Origin of the sequence: Sodalis sp. RH20 (assembly GCF_047324205.1) — a bacterium.
Taxonomy (GTDB): domain Bacteria; phylum Pseudomonadota; class Gammaproteobacteria; order Enterobacterales; family Enterobacteriaceae; genus Acerihabitans.
This window is the reverse complement of record NZ_CP178733.1, coordinates 209,830-226,500: the sequence shown is the minus strand read 5'-3', so window position 1 is coordinate 226,500 and position 16,671 is coordinate 209,830. Positions and strand designations below refer to the sequence as shown.

Annotated in this window: 16 protein-coding genes; 14 read left to right on the top strand and 2 right to left on the bottom strand. The window is 56.6% G+C overall.

The window, feature by feature from the left end; all coding sequences use genetic code 11:
- Positions 1 to 148: 148 nt before the first annotated feature.
- Both ACL2XM_RS01040 and ACL2XM_RS01035 read right to left on the bottom strand, forming a co-directional pair.
- Complete coding sequence (locus ACL2XM_RS01040) at positions 149 to 2,107, bottom strand: glycoside hydrolase family 127 protein (protein ID WP_413732132.1); 1,959 nt, start codon at positions 2,105 to 2,107, stop codon at positions 149 to 151.
- Between the two features lie 32 nt (positions 2,108 to 2,139).
- Positions 2,140 to 3,537 carry an MFS transporter gene (locus ACL2XM_RS01035; RefSeq protein WP_413732131.1) on the bottom strand — a complete coding sequence of 466 codons (1,398 nt, stop codon included), beginning with the start codon at positions 3,535 to 3,537 and terminating at the stop codon, positions 2,140 to 2,142.
- 264 nt (positions 3,538 to 3,801) lie between these two features.
- Here ACL2XM_RS01035 and ACL2XM_RS01030 point away from each other — a divergent pair, with 264 nt between their 5' ends.
- From ACL2XM_RS01030 to ACL2XM_RS00965, 14 genes are all read left to right on the top strand, one after another.
- Positions 3,802 to 4,623: an AraC family transcriptional regulator gene (locus ACL2XM_RS01030; RefSeq protein WP_410013938.1), complete on the top strand. Its 822-nt coding sequence runs from the start codon at positions 3,802 to 3,804 to the stop codon at positions 4,621 to 4,623.
- Between the two features lie 878 nt (positions 4,624 to 5,501).
- Positions 5,502 to 5,852 (top strand): flagellar transcriptional regulator FlhD, encoded by a 351-nt coding sequence (gene flhD, locus ACL2XM_RS01025; RefSeq protein WP_413732130.1) that lies wholly within the window; start codon positions 5,502 to 5,504, stop codon positions 5,850 to 5,852.
- Between the two features lie 2 nt (positions 5,853 to 5,854).
- Entirely contained in the window at positions 5,855 to 6,421 is a 567-nt protein-coding gene (flhC, locus tag ACL2XM_RS01020) for a flagellar transcriptional regulator FlhC (RefSeq protein ID WP_410013936.1), read from the top strand.
- Positions 6,422 to 6,744: 323 nt separating this feature from the next.
- Complete coding sequence (locus ACL2XM_RS01015; protein ID WP_410013935.1) at positions 6,745 to 6,891, top strand: hypothetical protein; 147 nt, start codon at positions 6,745 to 6,747, stop codon at positions 6,889 to 6,891.
- Positions 6,892 to 7,288: 397 nt separating this feature from the next.
- Positions 7,289 to 8,131 (top strand): alpha/beta hydrolase, encoded by an 843-nt coding sequence (locus tag ACL2XM_RS01010; protein WP_413732128.1) that lies wholly within the window; start codon positions 7,289 to 7,291, stop codon positions 8,129 to 8,131.
- Between the two features lie 115 nt (positions 8,132 to 8,246).
- A complete protein-coding gene (locus tag ACL2XM_RS01005; RefSeq protein ID WP_410013933.1) occupies positions 8,247 to 8,393 on the top strand; it encodes a hypothetical protein in 147 nt (48 codons plus the stop codon).
- Positions 8,394 to 8,772: 379 nt separating this feature from the next.
- The gene (locus tag ACL2XM_RS01000) at positions 8,773 to 9,882 is read left to right on the top strand and encodes an ABC transporter ATP-binding protein (RefSeq protein ID WP_410013932.1); all 1,110 of its coding nucleotides are present in this window, start codon (positions 8,773 to 8,775) and stop codon (positions 9,880 to 9,882) included.
- Positions 9,872 to 10,522 (top strand): ABC transporter permease, encoded by a 651-nt coding sequence (locus ACL2XM_RS00995; RefSeq protein WP_410013931.1) that lies wholly within the window; start codon positions 9,872 to 9,874, stop codon positions 10,520 to 10,522. The genes ACL2XM_RS01000 and ACL2XM_RS00995 overlap by 11 nt, the downstream gene beginning before the upstream one ends.
- On the top strand, positions 10,519 to 11,244 hold the full coding sequence (locus ACL2XM_RS00990; protein WP_413732127.1) for an ABC transporter permease: 726 nt from the start codon (positions 10,519 to 10,521) through the stop codon (positions 11,242 to 11,244). Before ACL2XM_RS00995 ends, ACL2XM_RS00990 begins: the two co-directional genes overlap by 4 nt.
- A gap of 15 nt (positions 11,245 to 11,259) precedes the next feature.
- Positions 11,260 to 12,162: an ABC transporter substrate-binding protein gene (locus ACL2XM_RS00985; RefSeq protein ID WP_410013929.1), complete on the top strand. Its 903-nt coding sequence runs from the start codon at positions 11,260 to 11,262 to the stop codon at positions 12,160 to 12,162.
- A 37-nt stretch (positions 12,163 to 12,199) separates the two neighbouring features.
- Positions 12,200 to 13,747, top strand: coding sequence for an HAL/PAL/TAL family ammonia-lyase (locus tag ACL2XM_RS00980; RefSeq protein WP_413732126.1), 1,548 nt, complete (start codon positions 12,200 to 12,202; stop codon positions 13,745 to 13,747).
- A complete protein-coding gene (locus ACL2XM_RS00975) occupies positions 13,744 to 14,946 on the top strand; it encodes a CaiB/BaiF CoA transferase family protein (RefSeq protein WP_413729622.1) in 1,203 nt (400 codons plus the stop codon). The genes ACL2XM_RS00980 and ACL2XM_RS00975 overlap by 4 nt, the downstream gene beginning before the upstream one ends.
- A 22-nt stretch (positions 14,947 to 14,968) precedes the next feature.
- Positions 14,969 to 15,859, top strand: a complete 891-nt coding sequence (locus tag ACL2XM_RS00970) for a 3-hydroxyacyl-CoA dehydrogenase family protein (protein ID WP_413729621.1) — start codon at positions 14,969 to 14,971, stop codon at positions 15,857 to 15,859.
- The gene (locus ACL2XM_RS00965; RefSeq protein WP_410013925.1) at positions 15,856 to 16,623 is read left to right on the top strand and encodes an enoyl-CoA hydratase-related protein; all 768 of its coding nucleotides are present in this window, start codon (positions 15,856 to 15,858) and stop codon (positions 16,621 to 16,623) included. Before ACL2XM_RS00970 ends, ACL2XM_RS00965 begins: the two co-directional genes overlap by 4 nt.
- The last annotated feature ends 48 nt before the right edge of the window (positions 16,624 to 16,671 follow it).

Here is a 16,671-nt window from a genome sequence, read left to right as displayed (position 1 = left end):
CGGCAAAGAGGCCGCTTAATAAGTGGCGCTAAATACACTGGCGGCATCCCCATTGCGTTCTGCCGCCATCGCTGCGCTGACGATTCAGGCAGGCTGCCACCCCGGGGCGCTCCCTGCCCCGCGTCTCCTTTTATACGGCGATATCGGATCAGTCCTCTGCGACCCATACCCGCATCTCCCCTTCGCCGCGGTTGGCCCAGCAAAAATAAGGAATAAACAGCAGGGATTGCTGCCGGCGCCGCGGAGGTTCTCCGTCATAATCATAAAGCGTTTGTTGCGAAACATCCGCAGGCGGCAGGCCCTCCCCCGGCGCCTGGATCAGGGTTTTCCCCGCCAGCACGCCTTCACCGGGCACTAAGCGAAAATCATTTCCGGCGGACAAACGCAGCTGATGCAAATTATCGCCGTTATCGGCCTGTTCAAGGCAATACACCAGCGGTCCACGCTGCAAAGCAACCTTTCCCAGGTTTTGGCGCACCAGCGGATTGCTGCGGACCCGGCGCACCGGCATCGGCAAAGTCAGTTGAATACTGTCGCCTTCAGACCAGGTACGCGTGAAATAGGCATATCCCCGCCGGGGCGCCATAGCCACCGGTTCGCCGTTCAGCATCGCCTGCGGCGACGGACACCAGCCCGGCAAACGCAGCGCCAGCGTAAAGGATGTCGGCGCCGCACAGGTGACGGTGAGAGTAACGGTTTCGTCCCAAGGGTAATTACCGGTTTGCCGCACCGTCAGGGCACGATCGCCCGCCGGCAGGGTCACTTCGCTGCCGATATAGAGATTTACAAACAGGGTCTCGTCGTTGCGGGTGTAAATGTAATTGCCGAGCGAGCCCAGCAACCGGGCGATATTGGGCGGACAGCAGGCGCAGCCGAACCATTGCTGGCGCACCGGTTTAACATGATCGTAAATATGGTTGCATTTAATGGCGCCAGGATGGACTTCCAGCGGATTGACGTAGAAGAAGTGTTTGCCGTCAAGAGCCATGCCCGCCAGCACGGTATTATACAGCGCTCGCTCCATCACGTCGGCATACTGCCCGTCGGCCTCCATTTGCAGCATGCGCCTGGCAAACATCATCAGGCCGATGGACGCGCAGCTTTCCGTATAAGCAGTGTCGTTGGGCAGATCGTAACCGGAAGTAAACGCCTCGCCATGGCTTTGGGCGCCGATTCCGCCAGTAATGTACATCTGGCGCCGGGTCATGTCGTCCCATAAGCGACGGCAGGCGCGGCGCTTCTCATCATCGCCGCTGACACGCGCCAGATGGGCGACGCCCGCCAGCAGATAAACGAACCTGACCGCATGGCCTACCGCCGTTTCCTGCAGCGCAATGGGTTTATGCGCCTGGCTATACGCCTTGTCTTTCACCATCCAGGCCGTGCCGTAGTTGTGCCAGTGGGAAGTGCGGCCGCGGCGCTCGTATTCAAGGTCATAGAAATGAGGTTCGGTACCGCGCTGCTCAACAAAATAGCGCGCCAGGGCGAGATAGCGCTGATTGACCGTGACGTCATACAATTCCATCAACGCCAGCTCGATTTCCGGGTGGCCCGGATACCCATGCAACTGCCGTGGACCCGGGCCGAAAACCCCGTCAATATGATCGGCCAGGGCGCATACGACCTCGAGCAGGCGGGTTTTGCCGGTGGCGCGGTAGTAAGCCACGCCGGCTTCAATCATATGTCCGGCGCAATACAGCTCATGGCATTCCGCCAGGTTGGTCCAGCGTTTTTCCGGCGCCTTCACGGTAAAATAGGTATTCAGGTAGCCGTCCGGCTGCTGGGCGGCGGCGATCAGCTCAATGGTTTCATCGGCGGTACGCTCCAACTGCGGATCCGGTTGCCGGCACAGCATCCAGGCCACCGCCTCCAGCCATTTCGCCACATCGCTGTCCTGGAATACCATTCCGTAAAATTCTCCCTGGCTGCGTCCGGCCGCGAGGCGGAAATTTTCTATGGCATGACTGGGTTCCGCGTCGGCGATACGATCGTTTAGCGCCTCCCACTGGTACGGCAAGACCACATCCCTGACCAGTTGCTGATAATCCAGCCAGAAGGAATCGCTCAGCTTGATATGATGCAGGTCGATTTCGGATGTTTTTTCCATTTTTGATTACCTAATCAATGTTTAATAAATGTTTATGCCAACCGACGGTCCTGAAGATCGCGGGATATACGGGCCATACGGGTATTGTCCAGCCGGCAAAAACGCAACGCCACCGCCAGCAATAAATGAAATATCGTCGGTATCAGGGTTTCCATCATCTGGATACCGTGGAGCGACGCGGGGGTTTGGCGATCGATGCCGGGAGCATAGGCCACCAGAACGAACACCAGGCTGATAATACCGGCGCTGGATGCCCAGGCCAGTTTGATAAAAAACAGATTAAAGGCAAAGCTCATGCCGGATGAGCGGATACGCGTTTTCCAGAAGCCATAATCATCGGCAAACGCCATGAGGGAAAAATGCAGCGTCAGGGTAAAACCGAGAATAATGCTGTTGATGAAAATCAGCGCCAGCCATAGGGTGCGGTACGCCTCGCCAATGGGGATAAACCACATCAGGATGCCCAGGACCGCCAGGGTAATATTGGTGTAATAATAGAGTTTTACCGTATCGATGCGCCGTGACAGGCCATTGACGATCATGGCGCCAAGAATGGACGCCACGGTGACGGCGGTAAAAAACAGCGAAGCGTAGCCGGCGCTGCCGTGCAGCGCATAGGTAATAAAATACATATAGCCGCCGCCGCGAATATTAAAGACATTTATCAGCAAAAATGACATCAGCAACATCAGCAGCAACTGATCGTTTTGCCGCAGACCCCGCAAATGGTCCCGTAGTGAAAACTTACCCATCACCGCCAGGGGCACCCGTTCACGCACCCAGAAAAAACAGCACAAAAACATCGCCACCGCGATAACGCACAGCACGGCGACGCCGCGTTGATAGCCTTGGGCCGCATGGCCGCGCCCCAGCGCCTCCACCAGCCAGGGCAATCCCACCGAGACCAGGAAACCGGCGACGCCGCACAGCACAAAACGCCAGGCCTGACAGGAAATCACCTCCCGGTGGACACCGGTCATGGTGTTTATCAGCGCGCAATAGGGCACATTGATGGCGGTATAACTCAGGGAGAGCATCAGGTAGGTGACAAAGGCCCAGAGGATTTTTGCATGGATGCCCACATCGGGCACGGTGAACGTCAGGATACCGATAATACCGATGGGCAGCGCGGCCCATAATTGCCAGGGGCGAAACCGTCCCCAGCGGCTTACGGTCCGGTCAGCCACCACGCCCATCAGGGGATCGGAAACGGCATCCACGACGCGCAGCACGATAAACATAATGCCTACCAGCGCCGGGGTGAGTCCGAATATATCCGTATAAAAGAAGGTGAGGAAATTCATCATCAGGCAGGTAATAACGGTACCGCCCGCATCGCCTAAACCGTAACCGATTTTTTCACGCATGGATAAATAGCCGCCGGCGGTTATTGCCGGGGCAACTGTATGGGGAATGGAGGTGGTTGACATTATTTTCTCCTCGCCGATAACGCGTTATTGGCATGCGGAAGGGTTAAGAAGTTAACGCTTCAATGTAATAAGCATTTTTAGGGTTCCACCGGTTAAACGTCGCACACTACCGGGGCCGCAACAAGGTGAGGAAAAGGCAGATAAAGGGTACAATTCCGACATGGATTTAAAATTGTGAAGCAGATCAATAGTGCGTTCATATTACCTGACATGCCCAGTCAGGTTTGCTAAGGTGAGGGAAAACGGCAACCAAGGTAATTGATTATGCTAGAAATATCAGTTAATTACCCCATTAGAATTGAAAATGGCGGCCTTTTTATTTCCCGCGGCCTGGGCCACCACCCCACCCGCGTCCTGGGATCCTATGAATTAATTTTTGTTGAACAGGGGATATTAGCGATTCGAGAGAACCAGCATGATTTTTATGTCAAAGCCGGGGAATCGCTTTTATTATGGCCAGGCCGGGAACATACGGGCATAGGTAATTTTCCCGCGGATTTAAAATTTTACTGGCTGCACTTCGGCATGACGGCCAGTAATGCCGCCAAAGAACAGGCGATTAAATTACCTATACCGCAATACAGCAAAATACGCGATCCACGCCGGTTTGTTACGCTGTTCAGGCTGTTTCTCAGCGAGCAGGAAAACCGATCGCCTCCTTCCTCGCTGGAATTAATTCTGCTGCTGCTGTTGCAACAGGTGGCGGACGGCTGGACCGAAAGCACTGAACCGGCGGAACCGGGCATAGCCTTGGCCTGGAAAGCGCAACAGCTGATCGGCACCCAGTTCCATCTGCCCCTTACCGCATCCGGGTTGGCGTCTCAACTCTTCTGCAATGCCGACTATCTGGGCCGGGTCTATAAAATGACGTTCCGTATGACCCTTACCGAGGCCATTCACCGGCGGCGCATCGGCAACGCAGAAAAGCTGCTGGTTGCGGACTGCGGCATCATTGCCGATATCGCAAAACGCTGTGGTTTCCAGGATGTGGGATACTTCAGGCGGCTGTTTCGCCGGCTAACCGGTTTGACGCCGCTGGAATATAAAAAGCGTTACTGTAAAGAGCATATCAATTCGGATATCTAGGCACGCTGGGGAACAACAGGGGAAGACCCAAAAAAAACACCGGCCGGGAGAGGCGCCCGGATTGACGCACCCTCTGCGCACGCAAGCCGCCCCTGCTTACTCACCCGTCGCTGAGCGATACAACCTTTACACACTGTGGAAAGCCGTTGCCGGGTATGTTATGCGCAGTAGGGTATTAATTATCATTACGGCATACGCTGGCTTAATAGGTAATTGTTAAAATACCGCAACACTTTTACCTTATTACGCTCGGCTGAGCGCGAATGGATTCACTTACTGCATATAATTTTGATTAAGTCACAATTTTGCCACTAAAAATTCATGTTTAATGCACTTTAAGCAAAATAAAGAGCCTAAATATTTAACACTTCAATTTAATTACCATGCTAATATTTTTAATATCAGCTATTACTAAAAAATAGCGAAAAGTCAATAAATCATTAGTGGTTGATTTTTATAGGTATTTATTTAATATGTCGATCGCTGTAACATTTGCTTAATTAAACGTGTTGCCTTAATATAAAATTAATACTTTGTTACTATTATCCTCGCAGCAATTAAGTCAAATATTGATGGCTTCACACTTAATTCTTGGTTGCGAGAAGGTATCAGTTGTTAACTTTCATGAAAATAAATGGCATCTCATCTATTTGGTTGGTTATACAACTAATGTATGACAGACGAGCTCTCCGGCTAGTTAATAGTGAATAATTGCCCGGTGATACCAGGCTATTTTTAGCAGCAATCAGGAAAAGAGAGACGAATATGACCGAATGTGTGATGTTATGCGTTGGATTGTTATTCTTTAGTGCTTGTTTTATATAAATAATAATCTCAATACTCTAATTATGGTTAACGGTGATTGTTAGGATGAAAAAATGAACGCCAAAGAAATTCGCCAATATATCTTCGATCTTAATTTTTCCTATTTACTTCTGGCGCAACGCTTGATTAATCAGGATAAAGCCGCCGCAATGTTCCGTCTGGGTATTGATGAAGACATGGCCGATACGCTGAAAAAGCTGATGCCATCGCAGATGACGAAACTGTCGGAAGCCAGTCAGCTCTTATGCCTGTTTCGCTTTGATGACCATCAGACCATCAGATTGCTGACCCAAGAGTCGCGGATTGACGAATTGCAGCAACTGCACGCGGGTATTGTTTTGTCGACTGCTTTAGCGAAACGTACAAGCGCAAAAATACTGCCTTTACCTAACCCAAGGGGGTGACCATGACCTATAAAAGCATCATCCAGGAAGCAAAAGATATCCAAATGGCCATGGAACTGATCACCCTGGGGGCCCGTCTCCAGATGCTGGAATGTGAAACACAGATCAGCCGCCCCAAATTAATCAAACTCTATAAGGAATTGCGCGGCAGCCCTCCGCCGAAAGGGATGCTGCCGTTCTCTACCGACTGGTATATGATATGGGAGCAGAATATCCACTCCTCTATGTTTTATAATATCTTCCGGGCATTAAAGAAAAACGGCGAATCCAGCGACATAGCGATAATTATCCAGGCTTATCACCTCTATCTGGAGCAGTGCCCGCCGCAGGTGGACGAGTTACCGCTGCTGACCATGACCCGCGCCTGGACCCTGGTACGCTTTGTCAATAGCGGCATGCTGCAATTAACGCCCTGTAGCCATTGTCAGGGCCATTTTGTCACTTATGCCCATCATCCGGTTTATGGGTTTGTCTGCAGCTTATGCCAGCCGCCGTCGCGGGCCATAAAAAGACGTAAGATTATACCCGAATCAGAAATGCCAGCGATAACGCCACAATATGCGTACTAATTAATGCCCCCCTGTTTATCACGCTGGCTGAGAGGCGTGAAACGGGCTGTTGAAATCGGCATATTATGAGTGGCATACGCGCCCAGGCTAAGAGCGCCGGACAGGTTTTTTTTTCGCCAGGACATCCGTCTCGCCGCATTGCCGTTATGACGCCACCGCGGCTAACCGCTTGAGGTTATCCGTGGCGTATATCACCCGCTCCATAAATCAGTTAATTTGAACAACACCAGCGAATTTATTCGATATCCCATTATGTTAATGAGCGTTATATTTATTCCATCGAAAGCAAAACGCTTTCACTCATACCACACAGGATATCAATCATGAAAAAGACCATCGCAGCCCTCGCCCTTATCGCAGCCGTTCTTGCCCCAGCAGTTTCCATGGCGGCAGGCGGTGATTACCAAAGCTACACCAACACGTATCCGGTGACGCAAAGCAGTAATCATCACGTCAATACCGCCGAATAAGGGCGTCATGTTGTAAAAGACAAAAAAATTGATTAAATCGCAAAACCATGGCGCAAAAGTCGTGGTTTTGCGATTTTTTTTGCCCGCCTTGAATGGCCTTGCCAGCATGATTTGCCATCAGCGCCGCCTGGGCCACGCCAGCCGGCGCAACGTGACCCGTATGCCCGCAAAATAAGAGACAACATGGCCGTTGGGCTATAAGATTCAGTGTCAGTAAACGTTGCCTGCGAGATCCCCGTGTATTTGTATTTATTGAATTCAGCTGATTTGCCGGGGTTTTCCCCGGTTATGTTAACTTTATCGGCGCGGGTTAACTCCGATGAGCACTATTGACGCGTTAGGTCCAATGGGGCCGCTTAAGGGAACCCTTAGTGGAGTGCCAGATAAGTGTTCGCCAGTGGTCCTTATCATCCCGGGGTCCGGCCCAACGGATCGCGACGGCAATAGCGTACTGGGAATAAAAGCCGCGCCCTATAAATTATTGGCGGAAGGACTGGCCGCCAAGGGGATAGTCAGCGCACGCATCGATAAGCGCGGCATGTTTGCCAGCGCGGCAGCCGTACCGGACCCGGATGCGGTGACCGTCGCTGATTATGTCGATGACATTCACAACTGGATTAACACCCTGCGCCGGCGTACCGGCACAAACGCGGTATGGTTGCTTGGCCATAGTGAAGGCGGTTTAGTGGCGCTTAGCGCACTAACACGAGCGTCGGAACATATAGCCGGGCTGATATTGGTCGCATGCCCCGGCCGGCCGGCCGGCGAAGTGCTGATGTCCCAGTTGCGCGCCAACCCCGCCAACGCGCCGTTGCTTGACGCGGCCGCCAAGGCGATCGCCGCGCTTTCGTCCGGCCACCCCGTAGATGCCAGAGCAGTGCCGCCGGCCCTGGAAGCGTTATTCCGGCCGGCGGTGCAATCCTTCCTGATCAGCCTCTTTGCCTTAGATCCCGCGCAACTCATCAAGCCGGTTAACAAGCCGGTGCTGATACTGCAGGGAAAACGCGATCTCCAGGTCGGTATTGCGGATGCCAAACGTCTCCATCAGTTCGCGCCGGCCTCTACCCTTCTCCTGATCCCCGACACCAATCATGTGCTTAAACGGGTCGCTGTTGATGAACCCAGCATCAATCTGGCCGCCTATGCCGATGCGAACCTTCCCCTGGCTCCGGGCGTTATTGAAGCCATTGCGCTTTTTGTCAGGTCGAATAGCGGACAAACCCCACATCAAATCAAATAATTCGAACAATAAAAACAAATTTATTCACTAGACTATTTAATTAATGAGCGTTATATTAATCACATCGAAAGCGAAAGGCTTTCACCTGTACAAACAGAACGAGAGGATATCAATCATGAAAAAGACCATCGCAGCTTTAGCCCTTATTTCCGCCATGCTCGCCCCCGCAGTTTCCATGGCCGCCGGCGGTGACTACCAGAGCTATGCCAATACCTATCCGGTAACGCAAAGTTCTAACCAGCATGTCAATACCGCGGAATAATAGCGCGGTAAAAGTAAGACAAAATTTTTCATCAAGGCGCAAATCCATATCAAGATATGATCATGGATTTGCGTTTTTTTTGCGCTTATGGCGGTCGCATAGCCGCGCCCACGCCAAGCCCCTCCCCTCTTTATCCATACCCCCTTACCCATTAGGCAAACTCTGTTGATGGCGGTGCCTCATTACAGTGCGCCGCGCTACATGATGGAACATCCAGGCTCCCGCCCTAACTCATCATCGCGCAGGCAACGGGGCGTCCCGCCACCGCTGCGGGCGGGCGGACATCCGACTGGAGTTGGCATCTAAATTGCTTGGTTGTACATACAAGAATATACATGCCTGATTTTACAGCGCGGATTATAAATTTGATGGATAAGCCATGATCGCATTCGACAATGTCACCAAATTTTACCCCGATGGCACCGTTGCCGTGGACAGATTGTCTTTTGTCGCGCCTACGGCAAAAATCACCATTCTGGTCGGCCCCTCCGGTTGCGGCAAAACCACCTCGCTGCGCATGATCAACCGGCTGATTGAGCCGAGTTCGGGCGTGATTACGCTCAATGGGCAATCCACGCAGGATATGGATGTGGTGCGGCTGCGGCGCAAGATAGGCTATGTCATCCAGAATGCCGGCTTATTCCCGCATAAAACCGTACAGGATAATGTCGCCGTTACCGCGCGCCTTAACGGCGCGACGCGGCATGCCGCCCGGAAAACCGCGCTGGATTTACTGGCGCGGGTGGGCCTGTCGCCGGAGATGGGCCAGCGTTATCCCTGGCAATTGTCCGGCGGGCAGCAGCAGCGGGTAGGCGTTGCCCGGGCGCTGGCCTCGGATCCGGAATTCATGCTGATGGACGAGCCCTTCAGCGCGGTGGATCCGGTGGTGCGCGAGCAGTTGCAGGATGAATTCCTGCGCCTGCAAAGCGATATCGGTAAAACCATTATTATGGTCACGCACGATATTGATGAAGCCATGAAGCTGGGCGATCGGGTGGCGGTGTTCAGGCCCGGCGGCAGGCTGGCGCAGATCGACGCGCCGTCTAGGCTGCTTAACCATCCCGGCGATGCGTTTGTCGCCGATTTTATCGGCCGGGACCGTGGCTACCGTAAGCTGGCCTTTAGCGCCATCCCCTCCGGCCTGGCCTTGTCCAGCGAACCCTGCGCCGCCGTGGGGATGCCGGTCGCCGAGGCCCGTGAGCGGGCGCAGGGCCGGTGGATACTGGTGACCGCTGACAACCAGCCCCTGGGCTGGTTTGATGTCGCCCAGCCAAAAAGCCATATCCTGGCCGGCGACATTAACCTGAGCGGTACGTTTGCGCCGCTGAGCGGCTCGCTGCGGCAACTGATGGACGCGGTGCTGAGCTCGCCTTCCGGCCGGGGGATCGTCGTTGACGATAACCGGCAATTACTCGGTTCGGTGAATATCGAGCAGGCGTTCGGCGCCGCGCGTCAACCGATGGACGTGGAGCAACGCCATGCGGTTTGACTGGCTCTGGGCGCAAAAAGACACCATTTTCAACCTGCTGTGCTGGCACCTGTATTTGTCCGTGGTGCCGGTATTGATTGGGTTAATCCTGGCCATCCCGGCCGGGATCGTTATCTATCGCAGCGCGCATATCAAGAACCTGCTGCTCAATATGCTCGGACTGCTCTATACCATTCCCTCCCTGGCGTTGTTTGTGCTGCTGCCGGGGATCCTTGGCACCCGAATTCTCGACACGCTTAACGTGGTGGTTGCGCTGACGCTGTACGCGTTTTCATTACTGGTGCGCACCGTATGCGACGGGCTGGATTCCGTGCCGGAAGACACCCGCCAGGCCGCCGTGGCCCTGGGATACCGGCCGCTGCAGCGGTTCTTGCTGGTGGAGCTCCCCCTGGCGGTTCCCGTTATCGCCGCCGGGATGCGGGTGGTCCTGGTATCCAATGTCAGTATCGTGTCCATCGCCGCGGTGGTGGGCATGCCGCAGCTCGGAGCGCTGTTTACCCAGGGGTTCCAGCTGCATTTCCTGACGCCGATTATCGCCGGCATCGTCTTATGTATCGCGCTGGCCCTGGTTCTCGATAATTTACTGCTGCTGGGCGCGAATAAGATCACGGCCTGGAAACCTAAACGGAGCGGACGATGATAGCGTGGTTTATGGACAGCGCCCATTGGCTGGGCGATGACGGCCTGCTGGTATTAATCACCCAGCATGTTATTTACAGCGCCGAAGCGTTGCTTATCGCGTTGATTATCGCTTTTCCCATTGGCTGTTATGTCGGCCATACCGGCAAAGGCACACGCACGCTTATCGGTATCGCCAACGCCATGCGGGCCTTGCCCACGTTTGGCCTGATTATTTTACTGGTCATTATTTTCGGCCCGGTGTTCGAATCGGATCTGGCGTTTATCGTCCCCTGTCTAATTGTGCTGATTATACTGGCGCTGCCGCCGATTATGATGGGGATCTATTCCGGCATGACCGCCATTGATCCCAGCGTTATCGACGCCGCCGTCGGCATGGGGTATTCACCCTGGCGCCTGCTGCTGACCGTGGAAATTCCCTGCGCGCTGGCGCTGATCCTGTCCGGCATTCGCAGCGCGGCGCTGCAGATTGTCTCCACCGCCACCATTGCCGCCTATGTGTCGCTGGGCGGCCTGGGCCGGTTGATTATCGACGGCCGCGCGCAAAACGATTATCCGCAGATGGTCGTCGGCGCCATTACGGTGGGCGCGCTGGCCCTGGCGGTGGATTTTATCTTCTCGTTGTTCATTCGTTTCATGGTCTCATCCGGCATACAGCGGCGCGAGCGCCGGCGTAAGCCTTTTATTCTATTAACCCACTATATCAATCGCCTATATCATTAACCGGAGCCCGTCAAAATGAAAATGAATCAATTGCTCGCAGCAACGTTGTTTTCCGCCGTTTTATTGCAGACCGCCCCGGCATCGGCTGATGATAAAACGTCCGCGACCGGCGATATCGGGACCATTATCGTGGGATCGGCGGATTTTCCGGAAAGCCAGTTGCTGGCCACGATCTATGCCGACGCGCTGGCCGCGAAAAATATCAAAGTGGAAAAGAAATTAAACATCGGCAGCCGGGAAGTGTATATGCCCGCCTTGCTGGACGGTTCCATTAATTTAATCCCGGAATACAGCGGCGCGACACTGAGCTATCTGGACGAGAAAACCCAGGCCCATAGCGTGGAAGATGTCGAGGCCGCGCTGGGTAAAGCCCTGCCCGCCAAGATCAAGATGCTGTCCATCTCCCGGGCGCAGGATAGCGACGTGCTGGCGGTTACCGACAAAACCGCCAAAAAATATAACCTGAAGACCATCAGCGACCTGCAGCCCGTCGCCGGCAAACTGGTGTTGGGCGGACCGGCGGAATGGAAAAGCCGGCGCGAGGGGGTGAAGGGTTTAAAAGACATTTACGGCCTGACCTTTAAAAACTTCAAGGTACTGGATGTGGCGGGACCGCTGACTTTGTCGGCGCTGGTCAATAATCAAATCCAGGTGGCGGATATGACCTCGACCGACCCGGCGATGAAAAAAAATAACCTGGTGGCCCTGGAGGATCCCAAGCATCTGTTCCCGGCGCAAAATATCGTGCCCCTGATTGCCGCCGACAAACTCAGCGCCCCGGTCGGTGACACGCTGAATAAGATTTCCGCCCAGCTTACCACCGATGATCTGATTGTCATGAACGGCAAACTGGCCAATTTTGACAGTATCGATGCGGTGGCAAAGGAATGGCTGACCCAGCACGGCCTGGATAAATAATGCCGGTGAATGAAAACCATCCGGTCGGGAGCATGATATGGCTTTAGTGGATAGCATTCTGTTAGGCAAAACCGCGACCACCACCGGCGATATCGCCGCGATTGCCGCAGGCGCCGAGGTACGGCTCGATCCGCCGGCGCTGGCGGGCATGGCGGCGGTGCACCAGGAAATCAACCGGGCGCTGGCCGCGGATAAAGTGATTTACGGCCTGACCACCGGCGTGGGCGATCTGGTTACCCAGCGCCTGTCCTCGCCGCAAATCGCCGCCGTGCAGCTGAACATGCTGAAAAGCCATGCCTGCGGCACCGGCGCGGATCTGGCGCCCCGGGAAGTGCGCGCCATGATGGCGGTAATGATTAAATCGCTGTTGCAGGGTTATAGCGGCGTCAGTCCGTCTCTTGTGACCAGCATGGCGATGATGCTGAACCGGGGTGTTATTCCCTGGGCGCCCGCCAAAGGGTCGGTGGGGTATTTGATAGCCACCGCGCATATCGGCCTGGCGGTTTTCGGCCACGGCAAAGCCTGGTACCAGGGGGAACTGCTGCCCGGCGAGGAAGCGCTGCGCCGGGCGGGTATCGAGATGCGCACGCCGGGACCGCGCGAGGGACATGCCCTGGTCAGCGGCACATACGAAATCACCGCCCTGGGATGCCTGGCGGTGGAGGAATTTACCGCGCTGCTGCCGGTCGCCGACGCGGCCGGCGCAATAAGCCTGGAGGCGTTGAAAGGCAATATCCGTGGTTACGATGCCCGTCTGCACGCGCTGCGTCCGCATCCCGGCCAACTGGAGACGGCGCGCATCCTGCGCTGCCTGCTCCAGGACAGTGAAATACTGGACCGCTATCGTGATTTTCGCGTGCAGGATGCGCTGAGCCTGCGCTGCATTCCGCAAATTCACGGCGCGGTACGCGACGTGCTGGCCTGGTGCCGGCAGGTATTGACCACCGAGATCAATTCCGTCACCGATAATCCGGTATTTCTGGTGGAGGACGGCGAGCTGCAGGTTCTGCCGGGCGGCAACGGCCATGGCGCGCCCACCGCCCTGTGTCTTGACGCGCTGGCGATCGCCGTTGCGCAGCTCAGCACGGCGTCGCAGGCGCGTTCCGACCGGTTGACCAACAGCCACCTCAGCGGTCTGCCGGCATTTTTGATCCAGGAAGGCGAGGCGTATTCCGGCATGATGATCCCGCCTTATGTCGCCGCGGCGCTGGCTGGCGAAAACCGCGCCCTGGCCTCTCCCGCCAGCGTTCACACGGTGTCGACCTGCGCGGGCCAGGAAGATCATGTCAGCATGGGTGTGACGGCGGCGCGTAAAGCGCTGGATGCCCTGCAAAACGCCGTCGATATCGTGGCCATCGAACTTCTCTGCGCCACCCAGGCCATTGATTTCCATCGGCCGCTGCGCCCCGCGCGGGGAACCCGGGCGGTGCTGGCGGTAATACGCCGGGAAGTGCCGTTCCGCCAGCGGGACGACGAGATGTATCCGGATATGTTGGCCATCCGGCGGCTGATCGCCGACGGCCGGTTATCGCAAGCCCTGGAACCCGTGCTGGCCGATGGCGCCGCTACGGGAGCGCGCCTATGACGATCCCCGTTTCACCGCGGCCGCTGGAAGGCATCCGGGTGCTCGATCTCTCGCGCGTACTGGCGGGTCCTTATTGCGCATCCCTGCTAAATGATTTGGGCGCGGAGGTGATTAAAATAGAAATGCCGGGCAAAGGCGATGATTCCCGTGATTTCGGGCCGCATATCGGCGGCGAAAGCAGTTATTTCATGCTGCTCAACCACGGCAAAAAAAGCCTGACCCTGAATCTTAAAACCCCCGAGGGCCGGCGGCTGCTGGAGCAATTGATCGCAACGGCCGATGTGCTGGTGGAAAACTTCCGCCCCGGGGTGACCCGGCGTCTGGGCATTGATTACGGCGCGGTAAGTGAAATCAATCCCAGGCTTATCTACGCCAGCATTTCCGGTTTCGGCCAGGAGGGCCCCCTGGCGCATAAGGCCGCGTATGATCACGTCATCCAGGCCATGGGCGGCATTATGCAGGCGACCGGCTGGCCGGACGGCGAGCCGACCCGCGTCGGCGACGCCATCGGCGATGTCGTCGCCGGGCTTTATTGTTCATGGGGCGTGCTGGCCGCGCTGCTGCAACGGGGCATCACCGGCCGCGGCCAGCAGGTGGACATGGCGATGCTCGACGCCATGGTCTCGTTGCAAATGGTCTCGCTCACCCAGTTGCTGGGCGGCAAACCCTCCGCCGGGCGCCTGGGCAATGCGCATCCCATCAGCGCGCCGATGGACAGTTACCGGGCCGCCGACGGCCACGTGGTCATCGCGGTCGCCAACGACAGCCTGTTCGCCCGTCTGGCGGCGGCCATTGACCAGCCTGGGCTGGATAAGGACGCGCGCTTCGCCACCGATCCGCAGCGGCTGCGACATCAGTCCGAGCTGCGCGGTTATATCGAGGCGTGGCTGCGGGATAAAAACGTGGCGCAGGCGGTGACGCTGCTCGACCAGGCGGGTATTCCCGCCGCGCCGGTTTGGGGGCTGGACGAGGTATTGCAAAGCCCGCATGCCTTATCGCGGGGATTACTGCAAAAAGTCGTTCATCCCACCGCCGGCGAAATCAGCCTGCTCCCCCAGCCGGTCAAGCTGAGCGGCATGGCGCAGCCGCCTGAACTGATGCCGCCGCGGCTGGGCGAGCATACCCGCGGCATCCTGGGCGACATCCTGGACCTGAGCGAGCGCGAGCTGGATGAACTCCAGCAACGCGGTGTTATTTAACCCGGCAACGGAGCAAAACGCTATGCAGCCAAATAAAATCGCCGTAATCGGCGCCGGCACCATGGGAACACGCATCGCGGCGGTATTCGCGGCGCGGGGCTTTGCCGTTTCGCTCTATTCGCGCACTGCCGCCTCGCTGGAGAAAGCGGAGCCGGTGATCCGGACCCTCGCCGGGGGGGACGCGCCGGTGACCTTCACCACCGTATTAGCGGATTGCCTGTCCGGTGCGGGGTTTGTGTCGGAAAACATCGCGGAAAACCTGGCGCTGAAACAGGAGGTTTTCCGGCAGATTGAGCAGCATGTCGGCGATGACTGCCTGCTGACCACCAATACGTCCAGCGTGCCGATCGGCGCTATCGCCACCGTTCTGCGGCGGCCGCAGCGGTTTATCGGCCTGCACTGGTTTAACCCGGCGGACGTGATGCCGATGCTTGAGATCGTGCGGGGACCGCTGACCGGCGAACCCGCCTTTCAGCAGACAACGGCGCTGTGCCGCGCGCTGGGAAAGACGACCATCGCCGTCGACAAAGACGTGCCGGGATTTATCGTCAACCGTTTGCAATACGCCTTGCTGCGCGAGGCTTTGCATTTGGTATCGGCGGGCATAGGCACCGTCGAGGACGTGGATTTCGCGGTACAAAGCACCCTTGCGCCCCGCTGGTCTGCCATGGGGCCGATGAAATTAATGGATTTCGCCGGGCTGGATACCGTGCGCAACGTGGCGGCTATCCTGTTGCCGGAGCTGGCCAACGATACCCATTTGCCCGCGTGGGTGCTGGATCGGGTGGAGCAAGGCCATCTCGGCGTAAAAAGCGGCCGGGGCTTTTATGTCTGGAGCGAGGAAGAAATCAAAACCGGCATGGAACACCGCAACGACATCATTAGCCTGCTGACCGCGAAGAGGTCGTCATGAGCTTTATTTCCTGTCGCCGCGACGGGGCCGTGGCGCATATCCAGCTGGACCGGCCGGAAAAACTGAATGCCCTGAGCGCCGGCATGCTGGACGAACTCTACGCCGAACTCTCGTCGCTTGATGCCGATGCGGATATCCGCGCGGTGGTTATCTCCGGCGGTCCCCGGGCTTTCGCCGCCGGCGCCGATACCGGCGAACTGGCCGGCGCATCCGCCGTTGCGCTTTATGTCAGCGGCTTCAGCGAAAAATGGGATCGCATCGCCGCCATCGACACCCCCCTGATTGCGGCGTTATCCGGCCACACGCTGGGCGGCGGGCTGGAACTGGCGCTGTTATGCGATATTGTTATTGCCGATGATACCGCGCGGCTGGGGCTGCCCGAGACGCATATTGGCATCATTCCCGGCGCGGGCGGCACGCAGCGGCTGGTCAAAGCGGCCGGTAAAGCCATGGCGATGGACATGATCCTGACAGGGCGCCGGCTGTGCGCCGCCGAAGCGCTGGCGGCGGGCTTGATAAGCCGCATTGCCGCGCCCGGGCAATTGATTGCCGTTGCGATGGAGATTGCCCATAGCGTGGCGGCGGCGGCCCCGCTGGCGGTTAAAATGGCCAAACGCGCCGTGCTGGCGAGTTTTGATATGCCGTTGACGGCGGGCATCGGCTATGAGCGTTCGCTGTCGGCGCTGATTGCCGCCAGCGACGATCGCGACGAAGGCATGCGCGCGCTGGCGGCAAGGCGCCCGCCGCAATTCAGCGGGCGCTAATCAGTTATCGCGACGGCCGCAAGCCTGTGGGTTCGCCGGTAAACAAAA

What these genes read in the sequence shown, in the direction of transcription:
- ACL2XM_RS00980 (WP_413732126.1), top strand. Translation starts at nt 12,200, where the DNA reads ATGGCTTTAGTGGATAGCATTCTGTTAGGCAAAACCGCGACCACCACC.
- ACL2XM_RS01030 (WP_410013938.1), top strand. Translation starts at nt 3,802, where the DNA reads ATGCTAGAAATATCAGTTAATTACCCCATTAGAATTGAAAATGGCGGC.
- ACL2XM_RS00965 (WP_410013925.1), top strand. Translation starts at nt 15,856, where the DNA reads ATGAGCTTTATTTCCTGTCGCCGCGACGGGGCCGTGGCGCATATCCAG.
- ACL2XM_RS01005 (WP_410013933.1), top strand. Translation starts at nt 8,247, where the DNA reads ATGAAAAAGACCATCGCAGCTTTAGCCCTTATTTCCGCCATGCTCGCC.
- ACL2XM_RS01040 (WP_413732132.1), bottom strand. Translation starts at nt 2,107, where the DNA reads ATGGAAAAAACATCCGAAATCGACCTGCATCATATCAAGCTGAGCGAT.
- ACL2XM_RS01015 (WP_410013935.1), top strand. Translation starts at nt 6,745, where the DNA reads ATGAAAAAGACCATCGCAGCCCTCGCCCTTATCGCAGCCGTTCTTGCC.
- flhC (WP_410013936.1), top strand. Translation starts at nt 5,855, where the DNA reads ATGACCTATAAAAGCATCATCCAGGAAGCAAAAGATATCCAAATGGCC.
- ACL2XM_RS01000 (WP_410013932.1), top strand. Translation starts at nt 8,773, where the DNA reads ATGATCGCATTCGACAATGTCACCAAATTTTACCCCGATGGCACCGTT.
- ACL2XM_RS01035 (WP_413732131.1), bottom strand. Translation starts at nt 3,537, where the DNA reads ATGTCAACCACCTCCATTCCCCATACAGTTGCCCCGGCAATAACCGCC.
- flhD (WP_413732130.1), top strand. Translation starts at nt 5,502, where the DNA reads ATGAACGCCAAAGAAATTCGCCAATATATCTTCGATCTTAATTTTTCC.
- ACL2XM_RS00975 (WP_413729622.1), top strand. Translation starts at nt 13,744, where the DNA reads ATGACGATCCCCGTTTCACCGCGGCCGCTGGAAGGCATCCGGGTGCTC.
- ACL2XM_RS00990 (WP_413732127.1), top strand. Translation starts at nt 10,519, where the DNA reads ATGATAGCGTGGTTTATGGACAGCGCCCATTGGCTGGGCGATGACGGC.
- ACL2XM_RS00995 (WP_410013931.1), top strand. Translation starts at nt 9,872, where the DNA reads ATGCGGTTTGACTGGCTCTGGGCGCAAAAAGACACCATTTTCAACCTG.
- ACL2XM_RS00970 (WP_413729621.1), top strand. Translation starts at nt 14,969, where the DNA reads ATGCAGCCAAATAAAATCGCCGTAATCGGCGCCGGCACCATGGGAACA.
- ACL2XM_RS00985 (WP_410013929.1), top strand. Translation starts at nt 11,260, where the DNA reads ATGAAAATGAATCAATTGCTCGCAGCAACGTTGTTTTCCGCCGTTTTA.